General features: G+C 34.4%; 20 protein-coding genes and 1 pseudogene. 19 read left to right on the top strand and 2 right to left on the bottom strand.

Translation table 11 applies throughout. The annotated features are described in order from the left end of the window. The first annotated feature begins 5 nt into the window (after positions 1–5). From C7381_RS01705 to C7381_RS01750, 10 genes and pseudogenes are all read left to right on the top strand, one after another. Complete coding sequence (locus tag C7381_RS01705) at positions 6–227, top strand: hypothetical protein (RefSeq protein WP_001009056.1); 222 nt, start codon at positions 6–8, stop codon at positions 225–227. Between the two features lie 116 nt (positions 228–343). Beyond that, positions 344–841, top strand: a complete 498-nt coding sequence (locus C7381_RS01710) for an antirestriction protein ArdA (protein ID WP_000342539.1) — start codon at positions 344–346, stop codon at positions 839–841. Between the two features lie 88 nt (positions 842–929). Then, entirely contained in the window at positions 930–1,322 is a 393-nt protein-coding gene (locus C7381_RS01715; protein ID WP_000723888.1) for a conjugal transfer protein, read from the top strand. After that, the gene (gene tcpF, locus C7381_RS01720; protein WP_000331160.1) at positions 1,306–3,753 is read left to right on the top strand and encodes a conjugal transfer ATPase TcpF; all 2,448 of its coding nucleotides are present in this window, start codon (positions 1,306–1,308) and stop codon (positions 3,751–3,753) included. The genes C7381_RS01715 and tcpF overlap by 17 nt, the downstream gene beginning before the upstream one ends. Before the next feature lie 2 nt (positions 3,754–3,755). Next, positions 3,756–5,933 carry a CD3337/EF1877 family mobilome membrane protein gene (locus C7381_RS01725; RefSeq protein ID WP_000804748.1) on the top strand — a complete coding sequence of 726 codons (2,178 nt, stop codon included), beginning with the start codon at positions 3,756–3,758 and terminating at the stop codon, positions 5,931–5,933. After that, positions 5,930–6,931: a bifunctional lytic transglycosylase/C40 family peptidase gene (locus C7381_RS01730; protein ID WP_000769868.1), complete on the top strand. Its 1,002-nt coding sequence runs from the start codon at positions 5,930–5,932 to the stop codon at positions 6,929–6,931. Before C7381_RS01725 ends, C7381_RS01730 begins: the two co-directional genes overlap by 4 nt. Then, positions 6,928–7,860: a conjugal transfer protein gene (locus tag C7381_RS01735; RefSeq protein ID WP_001224319.1), complete on the top strand. Its 933-nt coding sequence runs from the start codon at positions 6,928–6,930 to the stop codon at positions 7,858–7,860. Before C7381_RS01730 ends, C7381_RS01735 begins: the two co-directional genes overlap by 4 nt. A gap of 313 nt (positions 7,861–8,173) precedes the next feature. Then, positions 8,174–8,221, top strand: a pseudogene (locus tag C7381_RS08825) (tetracycline resistance determinant leader peptide); the annotation flags it as partial. 15 nt (positions 8,222–8,236) lie between these two features. Then, a complete protein-coding gene (gene tet(M) / locus C7381_RS01745; RefSeq protein WP_000691727.1) occupies positions 8,237–10,156 on the top strand; it encodes a tetracycline resistance ribosomal protection protein Tet(M) in 1,920 nt (639 codons plus the stop codon). 118 nt (positions 10,157–10,274) lie between these two features. Continuing rightward, positions 10,275–10,442 (top strand): cysteine-rich KTR domain-containing protein, encoded by a 168-nt coding sequence (locus C7381_RS01750; RefSeq protein WP_000336323.1) that lies wholly within the window; start codon positions 10,275–10,277, stop codon positions 10,440–10,442. A gap of 59 nt (positions 10,443–10,501) precedes the next feature. Here C7381_RS01750 and C7381_RS01755 read toward each other — a convergent pair whose 3' ends face one another. Beyond that, positions 10,502–10,855 (bottom strand): helix-turn-helix transcriptional regulator, encoded by a 354-nt coding sequence (locus tag C7381_RS01755; protein WP_001227347.1) that lies wholly within the window; start codon positions 10,853–10,855, stop codon positions 10,502–10,504. A gap of 504 nt (positions 10,856–11,359) precedes the next feature. Between C7381_RS01755 and C7381_RS01765 the strand changes: the two genes are divergently transcribed. Both C7381_RS01765 and C7381_RS01770 read left to right on the top strand, forming a co-directional pair. After that, the gene (locus C7381_RS01765) at positions 11,360–11,782 is read left to right on the top strand and encodes a sigma-70 family RNA polymerase sigma factor (protein WP_000804885.1); all 423 of its coding nucleotides are present in this window, start codon (positions 11,360–11,362) and stop codon (positions 11,780–11,782) included. After that, positions 11,779–12,009 carry a helix-turn-helix domain-containing protein gene (locus C7381_RS01770; protein ID WP_000857133.1) on the top strand — a complete coding sequence of 77 codons (231 nt, stop codon included), beginning with the start codon at positions 11,779–11,781 and terminating at the stop codon, positions 12,007–12,009. The genes C7381_RS01765 and C7381_RS01770 overlap by 4 nt, the downstream gene beginning before the upstream one ends. Before the next feature lie 225 nt (positions 12,010–12,234). Here the strand turns inward: C7381_RS01770 and C7381_RS08675 are convergent, their stop codons facing one another. Next, positions 12,235–12,486, bottom strand: coding sequence for a hypothetical protein (locus tag C7381_RS08675; RefSeq protein WP_001845478.1), 252 nt, complete (start codon positions 12,484–12,486; stop codon positions 12,235–12,237). Here C7381_RS08675 and C7381_RS01780 point away from each other — a divergent pair. The 7 genes from C7381_RS01780 to C7381_RS01810 all read left to right on the top strand — a co-directional run bounded on the left by C7381_RS01780 (position 12,470) and on the right by C7381_RS01810 (position 24,082). Then, a complete protein-coding gene (locus tag C7381_RS01780; protein WP_000814511.1) occupies positions 12,470–12,673 on the top strand; it encodes an excisionase in 204 nt (67 codons plus the stop codon). The genes C7381_RS08675 and C7381_RS01780 overlap by 17 nt on opposite strands. An 81-nt stretch (positions 12,674–12,754) precedes the next feature. Continuing rightward, entirely contained in the window at positions 12,755–13,972 is a 1,218-nt protein-coding gene (locus tag C7381_RS01785) for a tyrosine-type recombinase/integrase (protein WP_001291561.1), read from the top strand. 355 nt (positions 13,973–14,327) lie between these two features. After that, entirely contained in the window at positions 14,328–14,699 is a 372-nt protein-coding gene (locus tag C7381_RS01790) for a metal-dependent transcriptional regulator (RefSeq protein WP_073998359.1), read from the top strand. 156 nt (positions 14,700–14,855) lie between these two features. Continuing rightward, a complete protein-coding gene (locus tag C7381_RS01795; protein ID WP_108830666.1) occupies positions 14,856–15,614 on the top strand; it encodes a thioesterase II family protein in 759 nt (252 codons plus the stop codon). Beyond that, positions 15,592–16,266 (top strand): 4'-phosphopantetheinyl transferase family protein, encoded by a 675-nt coding sequence (locus C7381_RS01800; RefSeq protein WP_022620595.1) that lies wholly within the window; start codon positions 15,592–15,594, stop codon positions 16,264–16,266. The genes C7381_RS01795 and C7381_RS01800 overlap by 23 nt, the downstream gene beginning before the upstream one ends. A gap of 18 nt (positions 16,267–16,284) precedes the next feature. Then, on the top strand, positions 16,285–17,874 hold the full coding sequence (locus tag C7381_RS01805) for an AMP-binding protein (protein WP_022620596.1): 1,590 nt from the start codon (positions 16,285–16,287) through the stop codon (positions 17,872–17,874). A 16-nt stretch (positions 17,875–17,890) separates the two neighbouring features. Further along, the gene (locus C7381_RS01810; RefSeq protein WP_116479664.1) at positions 17,891–24,082 is read left to right on the top strand and encodes a non-ribosomal peptide synthetase; all 6,192 of its coding nucleotides are present in this window, start codon (positions 17,891–17,893) and stop codon (positions 24,080–24,082) included. Positions 24,083–24,103: the final 21 nt, after the last annotated feature.

Here is a 24,103-nt window from a genome sequence, read left to right on the forward strand (position 1 = left end):
TTTTTATGAATTTTGGACAAAACCTTTATAACTGGTTTCTATCAAACGCTCAATCACTGGTGCTTTTAGCAATCGTTGTGATTGGCTTGTATCTTGGCTTCAAGCGTGAGTTTAGCAAACTGATTGGCTTTTTAATTATTGCGATTATTGCGGTTGGCTTAGTCTTCAACGCTGCTGGAGTAAAAGACATTTTACTAGAGCTATTCAATCGCATTATTGGTGCTTAAATAAAACCGTTCTTTTGTGGAATATAAGTGGTTTTCTTATGTTCCGCAAAGGAATGGTACACCAAACGAAGTGCGGTAGGGATTTTTGAATCTCTACAAAGAAAGGACGTGAATATATGGACGATATGCAAGTCTATATTGCGAATTTAGGCAAATACAATGAGGGCGAATTGGTCGGTGCGTGGTTTACCTTTCCCATTGACTTTGAGGAAGTCAAAGAGAAAATCGGCTTGAATGATGAATATGAGGAATACGCCATTCATGACTACGAGTTACCCTTTACGGTTGACGAATACACTTCCATTGGCGAACTCAATCGACTATGGGAAATGGTATCGGAATTACCCGAAGAATTACAATCGGAGCTATCTGCTCTGCTCACTCATTTTTCAAGCATTGAAGAACTAAGCGAACATCAAGAGGATATTATCATTCATTCCGATTGTGATGATATGTATGACGTGGCACGCTACTACATTGAAGAAACGGGTGCTTTAGGCGAAGTACCAGCTAGTCTTCAAAACTATATTGATTATCAAGCCTATGGTCGGGATTTAGACCTTTCAGGAACGTTTATCTCAACCAATCATGGGATTTTTGAAATCGTCTATTAAATCTGTCGGTACATTACTACTGGCAGATTTTCTATTTTACGGGGTGGCTCAATCAGCTACCCCTATTTTTTATGAAAGGATTGATTACATGAAGAAAATACGAAGCTATACCAGTATCTGGTCTGTGGAAAAGGTACTGTATTCTATCAATGATTTTAGACTTCCGTTTCCCATAACCTTTACGCAAATGACATGGTTTGTCGTGTCACTCTTTGCAGTGATGATACTTGGCAACTTGCCCCCTCTTTCCATGATAGAGGGAGCATTTCTCAAATACTTTGGGATTCCTGTGGCTTTCACATGGTTTATGTCTACAAAAACTTTTGATGGTAAAAAGCCTTATGGATTTTTGAAGTCTGTCATTGCTTATGCACTGCGACCAAAGCTGACCTATGCAGGAAAAAAAGTAACGCTTGGCAGAAACCAGCCACAAGAAGCCATTACAGCAGTTAGGAGTGAATTTTATGGCATATCCAATTAAATACATTGAAAACAATCTCGTCTGGAATAAAGACGGGGAATGTTATGCTTACTATGAGCTTGTTCCTTACAATTACTCATTTCTAAGTCCAGAACAGAAAATACAAGTGCATGATTCTTTCAGACAGCTTATCGCACAAAATCGTGATGGCAAAATTCATGCTTTACAAATCAGTACAGAATCCAGCATACGTTCTGCACAAGAGCGTTCCAAAAATGAAGTCACTGGCAAGCTCAAAGCGGTTGCCTATGACAAAATCGACCAACAGACAGACGCTTTAATATCCATGATTGGCGAAAATCAAGTGAACTACCGTTTCTTTATCGGCTTTAAGTTGCTTCTCAACGATCAGGAGTTTTCTATGAAAAGTCTTACCGTTGAAGCAAAAAATGCTTTGTCTGATTTTGTCTATGATGTGAACCATAAGCTGATGGGCGATTTTGTTAGTATGAGTAATGATGAAATCCTGCGTTTTCAGAAGATGGAAAAGCTCTTAGAAAATAAAATCTCTCGTCGTTTCAAAATCCGCAGGTTAGATAAGGACGACTTCGGCTATCTGATTGAACACCTTTACGGACAGACAGGCACTGCCTATGAAGAGTATGAGTACCATCTATCAAAGAAAAAGCTGGATAATGAAACGCTGATTAAATACTATGACTTGATTAAGCCTACTCGCTGTTTGGTGGAAGAAAAACAGCGATATTTGAAAATCCAGCAGGAAGATGAAACCGTCTATGTAGCTTACTTTACCATTAACAGCATTGTCGGAGAACTGGACTTCCCGTCCTCTGAAATCTTCTACTACCAGCAACAGCAATTTACATTCCCGATTGATACGTCAATGAATGTGGAAATTGTAGCGAATCGTAAAGCCCTATCTACTGTCCGCAATAAAAAGAAAGAACTGAAAGACTTGGATAACCACGCTTGGCAAAGTGATAATGAAACCAGCTCCAATGTGGCGGAAGCTCTGGAAAGTGTGAATGAGCTGGAAACCAATTTAGACCAAAGCAAGGAATCTATGTACAAGCTGTCTTATGTGGTAAGGGTATCAGCAAATGATCTTGACGAACTCAAACGTCGTTGTAATGAAGTGAAAGATTTTTATGACGATTTAAGCGTAAAACTGGTACGACCATTTGGGGATATGCTCGGCTTACATGAAGAATTTTTACCTGCCAGCAAGCGTTATATGAATGATTATATTCAATACGTGACCTCTGATTTCCTCGCTGGTTTAGGTTTTGGTGCTACTCAAATGCTGGGGGAAAATGAGGGGATTTATGTTGGCTACAGCTTAGATACTGGACGCAATGTCTATCTGAAACCTGCTCTTGCCAGTCAAGGGGTTAAGGGTTCAGTAACCAATGCGTTAGCGTCGGCTTTTGTTGGTTCGCTGGGTGGTGGTAAATCCTTTGCGAATAACCTTATCGTCTATTATGCGGTGCTTTATGGGGCACAAGCAGTGATTGTAGACCCAAAAGCAGAACGTGGCAGATGGAAAGAAACCTTGCCAGAGATTTCCCATGAAATCAATATCGTCACTCTGACTTCTGATGAGAAAAACAAAGGCTTACTTGACCCTTATGTGATTATGAAAAATCCCAAAGATTCTGAATCACTGGCTATTGATATTCTGACATTCCTTACGGGGATTTCCTCTCGTGATGGGGAACGCTTCCCAATCCTTAGAAAAGCCATTCGTGCAGTAACCAATAGTGAAGTACGAGGGTTGATGAAAGTGATTGAGGAATTACGGGTTGAGAATACGCCACTAAGTACCAGTATAGCCGACCATATCGAAAGTTTTACAGACTATGACTTTGCACATTTATTATTCAGTAATGGTTATGTGGAGCAGTCTATCAGCTTAGAAAAACAACTGAACATTATACAGGTTGCGGACTTGGTACTTCCCGACAAGGAAACTTCCTTTGAGGAATATACCACTATGGAGCTTTTATCCGTTGCTATGCTGATTGTCATTAGTACCTTTGCTTTAGACTTTATCCATACAGACCGAAGCATTTTCAAGATTGTAGATTTAGACGAAGCATGGAGCTTTTTACAGGTAGCACAAGGAAAAACACTATCTATGAAGCTGGTTCGGGCTGGTCGTGCTATGAACGCTGGGGTATATTTCGTGACCCAAAATACAGACGACCTCTTAGATGAAAAACTGAAAAATAACCTCGGCTTAAAATTTGCATTTCGTTCCACTGACCTTAACGAGATTAAAAAGACCTTAGCCTTTTTTGGTGTAGACCCAGAGGACGAAAACAATCAGAAGCGATTGCGTGATTTGGAAAACGGGCAATGCCTTATCAGTGATTTATATGGTCGTGTCGGTGTGATACAGTTCCACCCTGTATTTGAAGAACTGCTCCATGCCTTTGATACCAGACCACCTGTGCGAAAAGAGGTGTAAATGTGAAACCATCAATAGTAAACAGAATAAAATCAAACTGGACGCTGAAACGTCTAGGTAAAGTGGCAATGACAGTGGCTTTCACACTTGTGATTGCCATTTTTCTTTTAGCCATGCTGGGAACGGTGGTTCAAGCTGCGGGCTTGGTAGATGATACGGTCAATGTGGCAAATGAATACAGCCGATACCCACTTGAAAACTATCAACTGGATTTTTATGTGGATAATAGCTGGGGCTGGCTTCCGTGGAACTGGTCGGACGGGATTGGAAAACAGGTCATGTATGGACTATATGCCATTACCAATTTTATTTGGACAATCAGTTTGTATGTTTCCAATGCGACAGGTTACTTAGTACAGGAAGCCTATTCCTTAGACTTCATTTCCGCTACAGCAGATTCCATTGGTAAGAATATGCAGACCTTAGCTGGTGTGAGTGCAAACGGATTTTCAACAGAGGGTTTCTATGTTGGATTCCTCTTACTCTTGATTTTGGTTCTTGGGGTTTATGTTGCCTATACGGGACTGATAAAGAGAGAAACCACAAAGGCAATTCATGCCATTATGAATTTTGTGCTGGTGTTTATCCTATCGGCTTCCTTTATTGCCTACGCTCCCGACTACATTAAAAAAATCAATGACTTTTCATCAGACATCAGTAATGCCAGTTTATCACTTGGCACGAAGATTGTCATGCCCCATTCCGATAGTCAAGGCAAGGACAGCGTGGACTTAATCAGAGATAGCCTGTTTTCCATACAGGTTCAGCAACCGTGGCTACTGCTTCAATACAACAGTTCAGACATTGAAAGTATCGGTATTGACCGTGTGGAAAGCCTGCTCTCCACCAGCCCAGATTCCAACAATGGCGAAGACAGAGAAAAAATTGTTGCGGAAGAAATTGAAGACAGAAGCAATACCAATCTAACCATTACAAAGACCATTAACCGTTTAGGTACAGTCTTCTTCCTATTTGTCTTCAATATTGGGATTTCCATATTTGTATTCCTATTAACAGGAATCATGATTTTCTCGCAGGTACTTTTTATCATCTATGCTATGTTTCTGCCTGTGAGCTTTATTTTAAGCATGATTCCATCATTTGATGGTATGTCAAAACGAGCCATAACAAAGCTCTTTAATACCATTTTGACACGAGCTGGAATCACATTGATTATTACGACAGCATTTAGTATTTCAACCATGCTCTATACCTTATCGGCTGGTTATCCGTTCTTTTTGATTGCTTTTCTACAGATTGTGACCTTTGCAGGAATCTACTTCAAGCTGGGCGATTTAATGAGTATGTTTTCTCTACAGAGTAACGATTCTCAAAGTGTGGGAAGTCGTGTGATGAGAAAACCTCGTATGCTTATGCACGCTCACATGCACCGTCTACAGCGGAAACTTGGACGTTCCATGACTACTCTAGGGGCTGGGTCTGCCATTGTTACAGGTAAAAAAGGACAGTCGGGTTCGGGGAGTTCTGCAAGGACACAAGCAGATCACTCCCGACCAGACGGAAAGGAAAAATCAACACTTGGAAAACGTATCGGTCAAACCATCGGTACAGTAGCTGATACCAAAGACAGAATGGTAGACACTGCTAGTGGTTTGAAAGAACAGGTTAAAGATTTGCCGACCAATGCAAGATATGCAGTATATCAAGGAAAATCCAAAGTAAAAGAGAATGTCCGTGATTTAACCAGTAGTATTTCTCAAACCAAAGCGGACAGAGCCAGTGGACGCAAGGAACAGCAGGAACAAAGGCGAAAAACCATTGCGAAGCGTCGCTCTGAAATGGAACAGGTCAAACAGAAAAAACAGCCTGCTTCTTCTGTTCATGAAAGACCGACTACAAGACAAGAACAATATCATGATGAACAGACCTCAAAACAGTCTAATATTCAGACTTCATATAAGGAATCTCAACAAGCCAAACAAGAGCGTCCAGCAGTTAAGTCCGATTTTTCAAGTCCAAAAGTGGAACGCCAAGGCAATACCGTTCAAGAAAAAACCGTTCAAAAGCCAGCAACTTCAACCACTACAGCAGATAGAACTTCACAACGTCCAATCACAAAAGAACGTCCGTCTACTGTTCAAAGAGTACCACTACAAAATACAAGAAGTAGACCACCAATCAAAACCGCCACCATTAAGAAAGTCGGTAAGAAACCATGAAGTTGAAAACTTTAGTGATTGGTGGTTCTGGATTATTCTTGATGGTCTTCTCACTGCTTCTGTTTGTTGCCATTTTATTTTCAGATGAACAGGACAGCGGAATTTCCAATATTCATTATGGAGGTGTGAATGTTTCCGCAGAAGTGCTGGCTCATAAGCCTATGGTAGAAAAATATGCCAAAGAATATGGCGTTGAAGAATATGTCAACATACTTCTTGCGATTATACAGGTGGAATCGGGCGGTACTGCGGAAGATGTTATGCAGTCCTCGGAATCCCTCGGTCTTCCACCTAATTCATTGAGTACAGAAGAATCCATTAAGCAAGGTGTGAAGTATTTCAGTGAATTATTAGCCAGTAGCGAAAGGCTCAGTGTAGATTTAGAATCGGTTATCCAGTCCTACAATTATGGTGGTGGTTTCTTAGGGTATGTGGCTAATCGTGGAAATAAATATACCTTTGAACTGGCTCAAAGTTTCTCAAAAGAGTATTCAGGTGGCGAAAAAGTGTCTTACCCCAATCCCATAGCCATACCTATCAATGGGGGCTGGCGATACAACTATGGCAATATGTTTTATGTGCAACTGGTAACGCAGTATCTTGTCACAACAGAGTTTGATGATGATACGGTACAAGCCATCATGGACGAAGCACTGAAATATGAGGGCTGGCGATACGTTTACGGTGGAGCTTCCCCGACTACTTCTTTTGATTGTAGCGGACTGACACAATGGACGTATGGAAAAGCTGGAATTAACTTACCACGAACCGCACAACAGCAATATGATGTGACCCAGCATATCCCACTATCGGAAGCACAAGCTGGCGATTTGGTTTTCTTTCATTCTACCTATAACGCTGGCTCTTATATTACTCATGTTGGGATATACCTTGGCAATAACCGTATGTTTCATGCAGGCGACCCAATCGGTTATGCCGACTTAACAAGCCCCTACTGGCAACAGCATTTAGTGGGAGCAGGACGAATCAAACAATGAGAAAGGAAGATTTAATGATGAAATTTAGAAAAAATCAGAATAAAGAAAAACAGATACCAAAGGAAAAGAAACCTCGTGTCTATAAGGTCAATCCTCATAAAAAGGTTGTGATTGCCTTGTGGGTACTTTTAGGGCTTAGTTTCAGCTTTGCGATATTCAAGCACTTTACAGCTATAGATACTCATACTATTCACGAAACAACTATCATAGAAAAGGAATACGTTGATACTCATCATGTAGAAAATTTTGTAGAGAACTTTGCGAAAGTCTACTATTCATGGGAGCAATCCGATAAGTCCATTGATAATCGAATGGAAAGTCTAAAAGGCTATCTGACAGATGAACTTCAAGCTCTCAATGTTGATACAGTACGCAAAGATATTCCTGTATCGTCTTCTGTAAGAGGATTTCAGATATGGACGGTAGAGCCAACTGGCGACAATGAGTTTAATGTAACCTACAGTGTAGACCAGCTCATTACAGAGGGAGAAAATACAAAGACCGTCCACTCTGCTTATATAGTGAGTGTCTATGTAGATGGTTCTGGAAATATGGTACTGGTTAAGAATCCGACCATTACCAACATACCTAAGAAATCAAGTTATAAACCAAAAGCCATTGAAAGTGAGGGGACGGTTGATTCCATTACAACCAATGAAATCAATGAGTTTTTAACGACGTTCTTCAAGCTCTATCCTACAGCGACAGCCAGTGAACTTTCCTACTATGTGAATGACGGGATATTAAAACCAATCGGAAAAGAGTACATCTTTCAAGAACTGGTAAATCCTATTCACAATCGTAAGGATAATCAAGTCACGGTATCGCTGACAGTGGAGTATATCGACCAGCAGACCAAAGCAACGCAGGTATCTCAATTTGATTTGGTACTTGAAAAGAACGGGAGTAATTGGAAGATTGTAAAATAACAAATATTGGTACATGATTACAGATACTTTGTAATCATGTACTCTTTTTGATAAAAAATTGGAGATTCCTTGACAAATATGCTCTTACGTGCTATTATTTAAGTGACTATTTAAAAGGAGTTAATAAATATGCGGCAAGGTATTCTTAAATAAACTGTCAATTTGATAGCGGGAACAAATAATTAGATGTCCTTTTTTAGGAGGGCTTAGTTTTTTGTACCCAGTTTAAGAATACCTTTATCATGTGATTCTAAAGTATCCAGAGAATATCTGTATGCTTTGTATACCTATGGTTATGCATAAAAATCCCAGTGATAAAAGTATTTATCACTGGGATTTTTATGCCCTTTTGGGTTTTTGAATGGAGGAAAATCACATGAAAATTATTAATATTGGAGTTTTAGCTCATGTTGATGCAGGAAAAACTACCTTAACAGAAAGCTTATTATATAACAGTGGAGCGATTACAGAATTAGGAAGCGTGGACAAAGGTACAACGAGGACGGATAATACGCTTTTAGAACGTCAGAGAGGAATTACAATTCAGACAGGAATAACCTCTTTTCAGTGGGAAAATACGAAGGTGAACATCATAGACACGCCAGGACATATGGATTTCTTAGCAGAAGTATATCGTTCATTATCAGTTTTAGATGGGGCAATTCTACTGATTTCTGCAAAAGATGGCGTACAAGCACAAACTCGTATATTATTTCATGCACTTAGGAAAATGGGGATTCCCACAATCTTTTTTATCAATAAGATTGACCAAAATGGAATTGATTTATCAACGGTTTATCAGGATATTAAAGAGAAACTTTCTGCCGAAATTGTAATCAAACAGAAGGTAGAACTGTATCCTAATATGTGTGTGACGAACTTTACCGAATCTGAACAATGGGATACGGTAATAGAGGGAAACGATGACCTTTTAGAGAAATATATGTCCGGTAAATCATTAGAAGCATTGGAACTCGAACAAGAGGAAAGCATAAGATTTCATAATTGTTCCCTGTTCCCTGTTTATCACGGAAGTGCAAAAAACAATATAGGGATTGATAACCTTATAGAAGTGATTACGAATAAATTTTATTCATCAACACATCGAGGTCCGTCTGAACTTTGCGGAAATGTTTTCAAAATTGAATATACAAAAAAAAGACAACGTCTTGCATATATACGCCTTTATAGTGGAGTACTACATTTACGAGATTCGGTTAGAGTATCAGAAAAAGAAAAAATAAAAGTTACAGAAATGTATACTTCAATAAATGGTGAATTATGTAAGATTGATAGAGCTTATTCTGGAGAAATTGTTATTTTGCAAAATGAGTTTTTGAAGTTAAATAGTGTTCTTGGAGATACAAAACTATTGCCACAGAGAAAAAAGATTGAAAATCCGCACCCTCTACTACAAACAACTGTTGAACCGAGTAAACCTGAACAGAGAGAAATGTTGCTTGATGCCCTTTTGGAAATCTCAGATAGTGATCCGCTTCTACGATATTACGTGGATTCTACGACACATGAAATTATACTTTCTTTCTTAGGGAAAGTACAAATGGAAGTGATTAGTGCACTGTTGCAAGAAAAGTATCATGTGGAGATAGAACTAAAAGAGCCTACAGTCATTTATATGGAGAGACCGTTAAAAAATGCAGAATATACCATTCACATCGAAGTGCCGCCAAATCCTTTCTGGGCTTCCATTGGTTTATCTGTATCACCGCTTCCGTTGGGAAGTGGAATGCAGTATGAGAGCTCGGTTTCTCTTGGATACTTAAATCAATCATTTCAAAATGCAGTTATGGAAGGGATACGCTATGGTTGCGAACAAGGATTATATGGTTGGAATGTGACGGATTGTAAAATCTGTTTTAAGTATGGCTTATACTATAGCCCTGTTAGTACCCCAGCAGATTTTCGGATGCTTGCTCCTATTGTATTGGAACAAGTCTTAAAAAAAGCTGGAACAGAATTGTTAGAGCCATATCTTAGTTTTAAAATTTATGCGCCACAGGAATATCTTTCACGAGCATACAACGATGCTCCTAAATATTGTGCGAACATCGTAGACACTCAATTGAAAAATAATGAGGTCATTCTTAGTGGAGAAATCCCTGCTCGGTGTATTCAAGAATATCGTAGTGATTTAACTTTCTTTACAAATGGACGTAGTGTTTGTTTAACAGAGTTAAAAGGGTACCATGTTACTACCGGTGAACCTGTTTGCCAGCCCCGTCGTCCAAATAGTCGGATAGATAAAGTACGATATATGTTCAATAAAATAACTTAGTGTATTTTATGTTGTTATATAAATATGGTTTCTTGTTAAATAAGATGAAATATTTTTTAATAAAGATTTGAATTAAAGTGTAAAGGAGGAGATAGTTATTATAAACTACAAGTGGATATTGTGTCCTGTATGTGGAAATAAAACACGATTAAAGATAAGGGAAGATACTGAATTAAAAAAATTCCCCCTCTATTGTCCGAAATGCAGACAAGAAAATTTAATTGAAATAAAGCAGTTCAAAGTAACTGTGATTACAGAGCCAGACGCAAAGACGCAGAGCCGATAAAATGAGATTAATACAATCTCATTTTATCGGCTCTTTCCGTTATGTATGGATTCTTTTAATTAGTCTTCGATGTTTCTTGCTTCGTTGATACCGCTGGCTAAAGATTCCATTAAGGATAGTTCTTTGTCTGTAAAGCTATCCATGTATTTCTCTATCTGTAATCGTCGGGTGCTTTTTACCAAGTTATTAGCAGGTAAGAAAAATTCATCAACGGAAACATGAAGTAACGATACAAGGTCATAAAGAACTTGTATGCTGGGGTGTTGCCCTTTATTTTCAATATTAGTTAAGTACCGTGGGTCAATTTCAATCAATGCTCCCACTTGTTCACGAGTTAAACCTCGTTTCAATCGAGCTTCTTTAATGGCTAAACCAAAGGCTCTAAAATCATATTTATCTTCTTTTTTACGCATAGTAGACCACCTCTATACATTTTATTGTTCCTACTGAATTAAAAACAGGTATAGAAAAACGTGTTATATGGTTTATAGGTTTATATTTAATAAAAAGCACTACTAAACGCCAATAAAAAAAACCGTTATATGGTAGTGCTATTTACGCTGTTAAAATATTGTATATTACTTCCAAATGGCGGTTTGTTGGAGGTCAACGTCGCCATGAAGTACATCATATACAATAAATTTCCTTACATTGGGTTCTTGTCAAAAAAAGTCGTCTATCTGCAATAGATAAGTACGTCCACCAATGTGGTTTTATAAATCATATAGATAGAATAACAGAAGCATGTAAACAGAGAAATAAATCTGTTTATATGCTTTTTTGGCTATTCAGAACTTTTTTACAAAGTTTATTTATCAGTAATGCAACAAATCCCCCTTTCACATTGGGACTAAGAGTGAAAGGAGATAAACGAGCAAGGCTCACTTCCTTTCCTAGACAGAAAGGGGGTGAGAAACATGAAACCATCTTCTTTTCAGACCACAATAGAAAATCAGTTTGACTATATCTGTAAACGTGCTATGGAAGACGAGCGAAAGAATTATATGCTTTATCTTTCAAGGATTGCAAAGCGTGAGGTGTCCTTTTCGGATGTTGGCGATTATCTTGTTAGCCAGTTTGCGACAACAGATAACTATTCAACTGACTTTCAGATTTTTACACTCAATGGGTTATCAGTAGGCGTTGAAAATGATTTGTTGAGTGAAGCATTACGTGAGTTGCCAGACAAGAAACGTGAAATTCTACTGCTGTTTTACTTTATGGACATGAGCGATTCAGAAATTGCAGACCTGTTGAAATTGAACCGTTCTACTGTCTATCGGCATAGAACCAGTGGACTAGCCTTAATTAAAAAGTTTATGGAGGAATTTGAAGAATGAAAACACAATATCCTATGATTCCCTTTCCTCTCATTGTAAAGGCAACAGATGGCGATACCGAAGCGATTAACCAGATTCTACATCATTACAGAGGGTACATAACGAAGCGTTCCCTACGACTTATGAAAGATGAATATGGCAATCAAAGTATGGTCGTTGATGAAGTCTTACGTGGAAGAATGGAAACCAGACTGATTACAAAGATTTTGTCATTTGAAATTAAGTAATATCCTCTCTCCTTTCGTGGAAGCGTGCTAAACCATTCCACGCTTCCCGAACAGGGAGGTTTGTTATTCCACCAAAGCATATTGAGCTTTCAATGTGTTTTGATAGGCTAACGAGCCATTGTTCTTTGAAAACTGAATAAAAGTAATCGAATACGTTTCGATAAGAAAAGAGCCAACGGAACTAACCGCCATGACCTATCTTATAAAGATAGCGAGCGATTCATGTTAGTGATCCGAGAAGCAATCTTTAGCAGGATTGCCTGCAACGACATTCTTATCGTGATAATGATACTCCCATACAGTCAATAGTCCGAGCGTGATAAAACCGTCGCAGGCAATGAGTATGGCTACATGAGAACCATGCAGGGGTGGAACTCCCGTGAGCTTTGCTAAAGCTGTTCGATTGCTGGTAAAACAACTTTTATGAAATCCAAATAAGTGATTTGGAAAGGAGGATTTTATGAAGCAGACTGACATTCCTATTTGGGAACGTTATACCCTAACCATTGAAGAAGCGTCAAAATATTTTCGTATTGGCGAAAACAAGCTACGACGCTTGGCAGAGGAAAATAAAAATGCAAATTGGCTGATTATGAATGGCAATCGTATTCAGATTAAACGAAAACAATTTGAAAAAATTATAGATACATTGGACGCAATCTAGCGTCGCCAAAGGGTCTTGTATATGATAAAATAGTATTAAGTCGTATCAAGGCTCTTTCCATAAAGGAAAGGAGCAAATGCCATGTCAGAAAAAAGACGTGACAATAAAGGTCGAATCTTAAAGACTGGAGAGAGCCAACGAAAAGACGGAAGATACTTATACAAATATATAGATTCATTTGGAGAACCGCAATTTGTTTACTCGTGGAAACTTGTGGCTACAGACCGAGTACCAGCAGGAAAGCGTGATTGTATCTCACTTAGAGAGAAAATCGCAGAGTTACAGAAAGACATTCATGATGGTATTGATGTTGTAGGAAAGAAAATGACACTCTGCCAGCTTTACGCAAAACAGAACGCTCAAAGACCAAAGGTTAGAAAAAACACTGAAACTGGACGCAAATATCTTATGGATATTTTGAAGAAAGACAAGTTAGGTGTAAGAAGTATTGACAGTATTAAGCCATCAGACGCTAAAGAATGGGCTATTAGAATGAGTGAAAATGGTTATGCTTATCAAACCATCAATAACTACAAACGTTCTTTAAAGGCTTCATTCTATATTGCTATACAAGATGATTGTGTTCGGAAGAATCCATTTGACTTTCAACTGAAAGCAGTTCTTGATGATGATACTGTCCCTAAGACCGTACTAACAGAAGAACAGGAAGAAAAACTGTTAGCCTTTGCAAAAGCTGATAAAACCTACAGCAAAAATTATGATGAAATTCTGATACTCTTAAAAACAGGTCTTCGTATTTCAGAGTTTGGTGGTTTGACACTTCCAGATTTAGATTTTGAGAATCGTCTTGTCAATATAGACCATCAGCTATTGAGAGATACTGAAATTGGGTACTACATTGAAACACCAAAGACCAAAAGTGGCGAACGTCAAGTTCCTATGGTTGAAGAAGCCTATCAAGCATTTAAGCGAGTGTTAGCGAATCGAAAGAATGATAAGCGTGTTGAGATTGATGGATATAGTGATTTCCTCTTTCTTAATAGAAAGAACTATCCAAAAGTGGCAAGTGATTACAACGGCATGATGAAAGGTCTTGTTAAGAAATACAATAAGTATAACGAGGATAAATTGCCACACATCACTCCACATAGTTTGCGACATACATTCTGTACCAACTATGCAAATGCAGGAATGAATCCAAAGGCATTACAGTACATTATGGGACATGCTAATATAGCCATGACGCTGAACTATTACGCACATGCAACATTCGATTCTGCAATGGCAGAAATGAAACGCTTGAATAAAGAGAAGCAACAGGAGCGTCTTGTTGCTTAGTAGTACAAATGAATTTACTACTTATTTACCACTTCTGACAGCTAAGACATGAGGAAATATGCAAAGAAACGTGAAGTATCTTCCTACAGTAAAAATACTCGAAAGCACATAGAATAAGGCTTTACGAGCATTTAAGAAAATATAAAAAGATAATTAGAAATTTATACTTTGTTTAATTTAAAAATACACTATTTTATGATAACTTAAATTTTAAAAAACTAAAAAAATTACTTTGAAATAGATACTTTTACAACTATAATAATATGTATGATATTAAAAAATATTTTAAATTATCATATTTAAAGATATTTAATTAAATTATTAGTTACTAACAATTTAAGAGGGGGAGTAATTTATTTTACACAGGGAATTTGCTGAAGAAAATTATTTAGAAGCCATATATATTTTATCTTTGGAAAATGAAGAGGTTAGAAATATAGACATTGCTAACTATTTGGATTACAAAAGACCGACGGTTACAAGAATGCTAAAAAAACTTGACAATAAAGGCAGGATAACTTATGGAGATGATAAAATAATTCGTTTAACAGACGAATCAAAAAAATTTTGTGAAAAGATGTATAAAAAACATATGTATCTTACTAGCGTATTCATTAAACTTGGAGTTAATCCTAAACAAGCAGAAAGTGAAGCTTGTCTTATAGAACACGTTATATCAGATGAAACGTTTAAAAAATTAAAAAAACATTTTAATGAAACCTTATAATTAATAGCATAGATAACTTTTAAATAAGTTTTTTATGCTATTTTTTTTAATTATTTTACAAAAACGTTCAAAAACTCATTGATAAATGTTATCAAATGGTATATAATGAATAAAAGTTAGCTATTGCTAACAAAAAATATATTAAAAGGTGAATTTATGTCAAAAAATTTTGAAATGCTAAATAAAGAATTAGACGAAAACAATATTAAAGCTAGTCTTGTTATATTTCCGTTTGCAGGAGGTGGAGTATCTGCATTTAGAAATTGGAAATATGAATTTGAAGATGTAAGGATATTTGTTGCTCAATATCCAGGAAGAGAAAATAGATTTTCTGAAAAAGCTATAAGTGATATTAATATTTTAGTTGAAACATTATTCAATGATATGGAAGAAAATTTTGATTTTGGAAAACCTTACTATTTATTTGGACATAGTATGGGAACAAAAATAGTTTATGAAATAGCCTTAAAGATCAAAAATTCAAGATATGAAAATCCAAGAGGAATAATAATTTCAGGTGGACGTGCTCCAGTGTATAAAGAACCAAACCCAATCTATTACCTTGATGACGAAGGTTTTATAGAAGGGCTAAGAAGATATGAGGGAACCCCGAAAGAGATATTAGATAATAAAGAATTGATTTCAATTTTTTTACCGACACTTAGAGCAGATTTTGTAATAGACGAAGACTATCAAGATACAAAACATGAAAAATTAGAAAGTCCCATACTTGGACTTATGGGAGATAAAGATCAAGAAATGAAATTAGAAGAACTTAAAAAATGGCAAGATTATACAACAAAAGGATTCGTCTATAAATATATAGATGGCAAGCATATGTTTGTTAATACATCTCCTGAAATGGTTATAAGGGAAATAAAAAGCTATATTAATGAAAACGTTAAAAATAATTAAAATTACAGAACTAACAAAATTTGACATTAATGAGGTAGTTCAATTTATACATGATGATTGTATAGCAGTAGTTGCTGTAGAAACAAATAGTTATGGAATTATAAGTGAATGTATTCCATATTTAAGTAAAGATCAAATTGAAATTATGTGGAAGTATAGAAAAGAAAGTGACAGAATTAATTATGCTGTAACAAAAGCAATAGTAAACTTGCTATTTTCTAAAATTGAGAAACTAAAATTCGAAGAGATTAGATGGCGTTACGGTAAATATAATAAACCATATATTAGAAATCATTTGAATTTACATTTTAATATATCACATACCACAGGATTTTCAATAGTAGCTTTCTCAAGAAATGATATAGGAGTTGATATTGAAAATATAGAAAGAAATATAGATTATAGTGAAATTAAGAATAATTTTTTTATTAACAATGAAAAAATATTAGGTTTGAAAGACTTTTACAAATATTGGGTTTCTAAAGAAGCTTATTTAAAATATAAAGGAGTCGGTTTAATTCAAAATTTGGAAACAGTCGATGTTATTAATAAAAATAATAATGTAATGAAAGTTATAGATAAAGAAAATAATATTCAAAAGGAGATTTTGATTTTTGAAAAAGAAAAATTTGTTTTTGCGTTATGCTATTAAAAAGGTAGGGCAAATATTATGAATTTAGAGATTAAGAGACAATTAATCAACTTTTATGATAAAGATGTTTGGGAGCATCTAACTGTTGGCGAACATTTGAAAATGTGGTCAAATACATACGCCGATAGAGTAGCAGTTGTAGATGAAAATGAAGAATTGACATATAGACAACTTAAAGATGAAGTGGATTGTTATGCTAATGGACTTTTAAATCAAGGATTCTGTAAGGGAGATAAAGTATTATTTCAACTTCCTAATAGCAAAGAATTTATTATAATTTTATTTGCAATGATGAGTATAGGAGTGATTCCTGTAATTATCTTGATGGGTCATAGATATTCAGAAGTTAAGGGAATTTTAAATAAAACAAATGCAAAAGCATATATTGGAATTAACAGGTACTTAGGATTTTCATATGAAGATATGGTGTCTAATATTATAGAAGATACGAAAGAAGATTTACAAGTTTATTTGATTGGCGAAACAGAGAAATATGAGAAGTTATGTACCTTAAGACAAAATAGAAAAAATAAATTTGTTGAAGAATTAGAGTATAAGGAAACAGCTATATTTTTATTGTCAGGAGGTACAACCGGCTTTCCGAAACTAATACCTAATAGGCATTGTGAATTTATATATTTAGCAAAAGAACTGGCAAATGTAACAGATATGAATGAAGATACAGTGTATTTGGCAGCTTTACCTATGAGCCATAAATTTGCACTTTGTTGTCCGGGAATGATTGGGACATTGTCAAAAGGTGGTAAGGTAGTTACTTGTAGAGTATCCAGTCCTGATGAAATAATACCTTTGATTGAGGAACAGGAAGTTAGCATTATGGCATTGGTACCTACTTTAGCTAATATGTGTATAGAATATCTTAAAAATGATGATGCTGATATCAGCAGTTTGAAGTATATACAGATAGGTGGATCTGTTCTTGATTCTAACTTAGCAAAAAAGATTCAGGAAGAATTTAATTGTAAATTATTGCAATTGTATGGCATGAGTGAGTCGTTGATTACTTGCTCTAGGGTTTTGGACGATGATTATGACAGATTACATACTCAAGGGAAGAAGTTAAGTGAGTTTGACGAAGCTCGTATTGTTGATGAAAACGGGAAAGAGGTTCCTGATGGAGATTTTGGAGAGCTAATAGTTAGGGGACCATATACTATTTTGGAATATTATGATTCATCAAAACTAAATGATACTCAGTTTACAGAAGAATGTTTTTTAAGAACAGGAGATAGAGCCGCTAAGTTATATGGAGACAATTATAAAATTGTTGGTCGTGTGTTGGAGATGATAAATCGTGCTGGAGAAAAAATAGTTCCTTCTGAGTTGGAAAATATTTTGCTTACAAATAAGAATATTAGAGAAGTGCAAATTGTTGGCATACCCGATGAGACTCTCGGAGAAAAAATAGGTGTATTTATTTTGAAGGGGAGTACCGTTCTTACACTTAGAGATATAAGGAATTATTTGGTAGAAAGAGGACTTGCTTCTTTTAAGTTACCGGATGAAGTACAGTATGTTGATCAATGGCCATTAACAAGCGTTGGAAAGGTAGATAAAAGTAAATTAAAACAACAAATGATTAAATAGATAAGGAGGCTACAATATGGAAACATATCAAACTAAACAGCAGGCAGTACGACTTCTTGATGAAATGTTACAAGCAAACTTAGATGGATTTAAACCTTCAGGAAAAGACAATTTGATTGAAAAGGGTTTAGGCTCTATCCAAATCATGCAAATAGTTTCAGAGCTTAAAAAATTAGGGATAAAATTATCGTTTGCAAAACTAATGGAAAATCCTACACTTGAAGATTGGATTAGACTTATTGAAAAAGCAAATATTAAAAATATTGATAAAAAGACTGAATCAAGAGAAAAGAATATTTCGGAAGAGTTCCCTTTAACGGATGTACAGTATGCTTATTTTGTAGGGAGAGAAGAAGATCAGGTTCTAGGTGGTGTTGGGTGTCACGCATACTTAGAAATTGATGGACAAGAGATTGTAACAGATAAATTAACTGCTGCTTGGAACTGTTTACAAATGGAAAATCCAATGCTTAGAGCAAAATTTAACCGTAATGGTACTCAGCAAATTATGGAAGAACCATACTCAAAAGAAGTTAAAATTTTTAATTATACTTCACTATCTGAAGAAGATGCAGACATAAAATTATTGGAAATGAGAAAAGAAATGTCTCATAGAAAATTTGATATAGAAGTTGGAGAAGTAGCTAGCCTTAGCATTGCGTTACTAAAGGATAAAAAACATAGAATATTTTTAGATATTGATATTCTAGTTGCAGATATAATGAGCATAGGCATTATAATGAGTAGACTTGTAGAGCTGTACTGCGGAGAAGATAAAGTTTCAATAGATAGCAATTATACTTTTAAAAATTATCTGGAGGAACGAAAAATAGATGACGAAATATACAAAAAAGATAAGGAATTCTGGAAGAAAAAAATTGAATCCAGTTTTCCTTTAGAGGCACCTAACTTACCCATTAACAAAAAACCAGAAATGATTGAAAAAGTGGTTTTTTCAAGAAGAAAGAAAATTATTAGCAAAGAAAACTGGATTAAGATTAAAGAAAATGCATATAAAAATAAAGTTACCCCATCAATGGTTCTGTTATCAGCATATTCAATGATTATTGAAAGATGGACAAATCAAGAAAAATTTGTGATCAATGTACCATTATTCAATAGAGATGTAAATGATAATAGTGTTAAAAGAATGGTTGCAGATTTTACTAATCTTCTATTAGTTGAGTGTGAAAGAAAGAATGAAAAATTTTTAGATAGAGTGAAAACTATATCTGGCACATTTTTAGAAAATGCCTCTCACAGCTCATACTCTGGAGTGCAGGTACAAAGAGATGTTTATAAAGAAGTTGGAAAAACTATCAATATTGCACCTGTGGTGTTTGCTTGTAATATAGATTATCCTTTAGAGACTCAGGAAACAAGAAAAATATTCGGGAAAATAAACTATATGGTATCACAAACTCCACAAGTTTGGCTCGATTTTCAAACTTATTTAGTAGATGATGAGATTGTATTATGCTGGGATGTGGTTGATGAATTATATCCAGATGGAATGATTGATGATATGTTCGACTCTTTATACACTTTATTACAATCATTAAGTGATAATGAAAATTGGTATAGATTGCCTGAAATTCTTCCGTTGAATCAGATTGAAGATAGAGAAAAAGAATTAAAAAATATTTTGCCTTTGAGTTACCCTAAACAAACTCTCTATACAGAATTTCTTGATAGGATTAAAGTAAACCCGGAAAAAGTTGCTATTGTGGATGCACAATCCGGTATTGAATTAACTTATGGAGATTTATACAAAAAGGCGTTAATTATTGCAACAAATTTAATTTCTTTTGGAGTAAAAAAGAATGACTACGTGGGAATAACATTGCCAAGGGGATATAGTCAAATAGTTGGTATTTTAGGAATTTTATTTGCCGGCGCAGCATATGTTCCTATCGGTATTAATCAACCCAACGAAAGAAGAAGGAAAATATATGAACAGATAGGAATAAAACATGTCTTATCCAATAAAAATACAATAAGGGATTTTAATTTAGATGATACAGATATCACATTTGTTGATATAGATCAATCAACTATTCAAAGTATAATTGAAAAACCTGTCAATATTAGTCCGTTTGATACAGCCTATGTAATTATGACATCAGGAACGACGGGAATTCCTAAAGGTGTGGAAATTGCACACAATAGTGCTGTTAATACAATCAATGACTTAAATGAAAGATATGAAGTAAATGCCAATGATAGCGTAATAATGGTATCAGCAATTGATTTTGATTTATCAGTTTATGATATTTTTGGAATATTATCGGCTGGAGGAACCATCATTACTTTAGATGATAATAATTTCAAAGATCCGGAACTTTGGTTAAAACTTATTGAAAAATATGAAGTAACAATGTGGAATTCGGTGCCAATTCTTTTTGATATGCTAGTAACTATGGCAGAGGGTAAAGATGTTTCTATTCCATTGAGATTAGTTTTTCTTTCTGGAGACTGGATTGCAACAACATTACCTAAAAGATTTTATAACAGAAGCAAAAATTCTCTTGTAGTTGGAATGGGAGGAGGAACAGAGGCTTCCATTTGGTCAAATTATATCAATGTTCCAAAGGAAATACCTAAAAATTGGATTTCTATTCCATATGGAAAAGCGTTAAAGAACCAAGTCTATAGAGTAGTTGATGGTTTAGGAAGAATATGTCCTAACTATGTTAAAGGAGAATTGTTAATTGGTGGGGTTGGTGTTGCAAAGGGATATAGGGGAGATAAGGAATTAACAGAAAAGAAATTTATAGAATCGGATGGAGTTAAATGGTATAGAACTGGAGATGCTGGAAGAACATGGAATGATGGAACTATTGAATTTTTAGGAAGGCTTGATAATCAGGTAAAAGTTAAAGGGCATCGAATAGAACTTGGAGAAATTGAAGATGCTTTAATTGAAAATCCTAAAATTAATAAAGCTGTTGTTGATGTTATTAAGATAGGCACTAATAATCAATTGGTCGCATTTATTGAAAGTAATGAGAGTAAGGATTATACATTAACTAGATTAAGTAGTAATGAAAAAATAAATAAACTGAAATCTGAATACATTGATTATGATGAGTATCTAAATAGTGAAAATAATATGGTTTTAGGTTTGATATTTTCTATTTTCATGGATTTGGGTATTAGTCAAGGAAAAAGGTATTCTTTTGATGAAATAATGAAATTTGGAGAAATAGATATAGGATACGAATTGCTCGTAAAAAGATGGCTATTATTATTGCAAGAGCATAGTATGATAAGTTTAGAAGATGGTATTTACTTATTTAAAAAAATAGATATAGCATTAGACACAACAGTCAACCTAGATAATTTCAAAAATAATGTGGTAGATATTATACAGGGTAAGAAACAAGCTATTGATGTGTTTTATGCTTCTGAATCTAAACTTAGTCCTTCCAGACTTTTGAAAAAACTGAAAAATTATAGAGAAAATATAAATGAACTTATTGAAACTATAAAAATGGTATTTGATAGCAAAAATAAAAAGCTTAAGATTTTAGATATAGGTGGAAGAAACAGCGAATTAACAGAAGAGTTAATTATAAATTTTGAAGATAAAATCGAAAAATATGTTTATACGGACAATTCACTATATTTTGCAAATGAGTTTGAAGGCATAAAAAATAAATATACTTGTTTTGAGTTTATAAAAATAAATTCTTCAAATAAATATTTAGAAAACTTCAAAATGGAAAATTTTGATATTATCATATTATATAATTCGCTACATCGTTCTCAGAATATTTCAGATATGCTGCATGATATAAAAACCATATTAGCTCCTATGAGTGTTGTGATAGGAACTGAGATAAATGATAATTTATTATTGCCTGAAATCAGTGCCTCTATACTTGAACAAGGTTTTAGTGATTTTGACTTATCAGAGCGAAATGGGAAAATTATTCCAAGCATAAAAAATATTCAAATGGCAAGTGAAAATTGTAAGTATAGAACCGCATATTTGTCTAATGATGCTGAAGTTAAAAAAACAGGAAAAATGATATATGTTCTTGGAAATAATAAAATTGAGGTTAAACAAGATGAATTAACTAAATTTTTAAAGAACAAGATTCCTGAATATATGATTCCATTTGAATTTGTAATAGTAGGAGAAATGCCTTTAAATAAAAATGGTAAAATTGACAGAAAAGAATTAAGGAAATTGATAGAAGGACATGATAATCAAGATTCTGGTTATGATAGCAAAAGTATTGAAGGTAAAAATGAAACAGAAAAGTATGATGAAATTACAAGGAAATTAGTCAATATTTATAAAGAAATTTTAAATGATATGAATGTATTATCGACTTCTAATTATTTTCAATTAGGAGGAGATTCTCTTACAGCGACGAAAATTGTTTCTGAAGTACAGAAAGAATTGTGTGTACAAATATCAATTGGAGACATCTTCAAATATCCTGTTTTGAGAGAACTTTCAGAGTATATTAAAAAAATTGACAAAAAGAGAAATTTATCATTTCAAAAAATTATACCTGATGTTGAAAATATAAATGAGCCATTTGCATTAACAGATGTACAATTCGCGTATTGGGCAGGAAGAAGTGGTGCTTATTCCTTGGGAGAAGTATCTTCTCATTGCTATTTTGAATTGGATTGTAAAAATATTGATATAAATAGAGTTCAAAAAGTAATCAACGATATGATTAGAGAACATCCTATGTTAAGATGTATAATTTTGAAAGATGGGAGACAACAAATATTAAAGAAGGTTCCTCCATTTATACTGGATATTAATAATTTATCTTGTTTTGAAGAAGATGATATGGAAATAGCATTAAAAACAGTTAGAAAAAAAATGTCTCACGAAATAATAAAAATGGATCAATGGCCATTGTTTGACTTCAAAGTGAGTTTATTAAAAAACGATAATTTACGTATCCATGTAAGTTTCGATAACATTATTCTTGATGGATGGAGTATGTTTTATATTTTAAAGGAATTAAAAACAAGATATGAAGATGAAAATTATCATTATATTATTCCAGAGTTATCATTTAGAGATTATGTAATAGCTATGGAAAAAGAGAAAGAATCTGATCAATATAGACAAGATAAGCAGTATTGGATGGACAGATTAGATGAATTTTTAGATGCTCCAATTATAAAAGGAAGTATTTCTGAGGATAAAGTTGAAAATCAAATATTTTCGAGACGAGAAGCTTACGTTTCAGAAGATGGATGGAATAAAATAAGGAAAATTGCAAAAAGTTATGAAGTTACACCTGCGATTTTATTGATTACATTATTTTCGGATACATTGAGAGAGTATAGCTTAAACAAAGAATTTGTGCTTAATATTACACAATTCAATAGAAATGAAATTCATCCTGATATAAATAAAATTGTTGGAGATTTTACCACATTGACATACCTTGAGGTCAAAAATAGTAATGAAGATATATTAGTAAATAGAGCTAGAATTTTACAAAAACAGTTATCTGACGACATGAATCATGGGTTATATAGTGCAATTAAATTTAGCAGAGAGTTACGATTAAAACAGAAGAAAGAAAAAGGATCATTAATGCCAATTGTATTCACTAGTGGTATAGGATTATCTCAGGGTGGAAAAAATGATTGGTTAGGAAAAATCTCTTATAATATTTCGCAGACACCGCAAGTTTGGTTAGATCATCAAGTTATTGAAGATGATGGAAATCTAAAGATTATATGGGATTCAGTAGATGAAATTTTTGGTGTTGAATTACTTAATAATATGTTTTTGAACTATGTTAGAAGAATTGAGTATTTAGTTGGAAATAAGATTCAATTTGCATTGTCTGATAGAAATTTTGTGGAAGATGAGACAAGTGATAAAGATGAAGAGACCGTTGAATTTAAAGAAAGCAGCAAAGTAATTTGTAATAATGATGAAAAATATAATAAAAATATATCTCAAAAACTACTTAAAATATGGGGAAAAATATTGGATAGTAGTGATATAGGTTTGCATGATGAATTTTTTGCCTTGGGTGGAAATTCTTTGAATGCAGTTCAGATTGTTAATTTAATAAATGATGAATTTGGTATTAATTTACCTTTATTCGTTATTTTGGAAAATTCGAATATTTATAAATTGAGTCAATATATCTTAGAAAAATTATCTGATGACAAAGTAAATGATGAACAAAATATAGATAAAGGATATTTTTAAAGATATTTAACGGAAGGAGAT

Source organism: Ezakiella coagulans (assembly GCF_003096635.1).
GTDB classification, from domain to species: Bacteria; Bacillota; Clostridia; order Tissierellales; family Peptoniphilaceae; genus Ezakiella; species Ezakiella coagulans.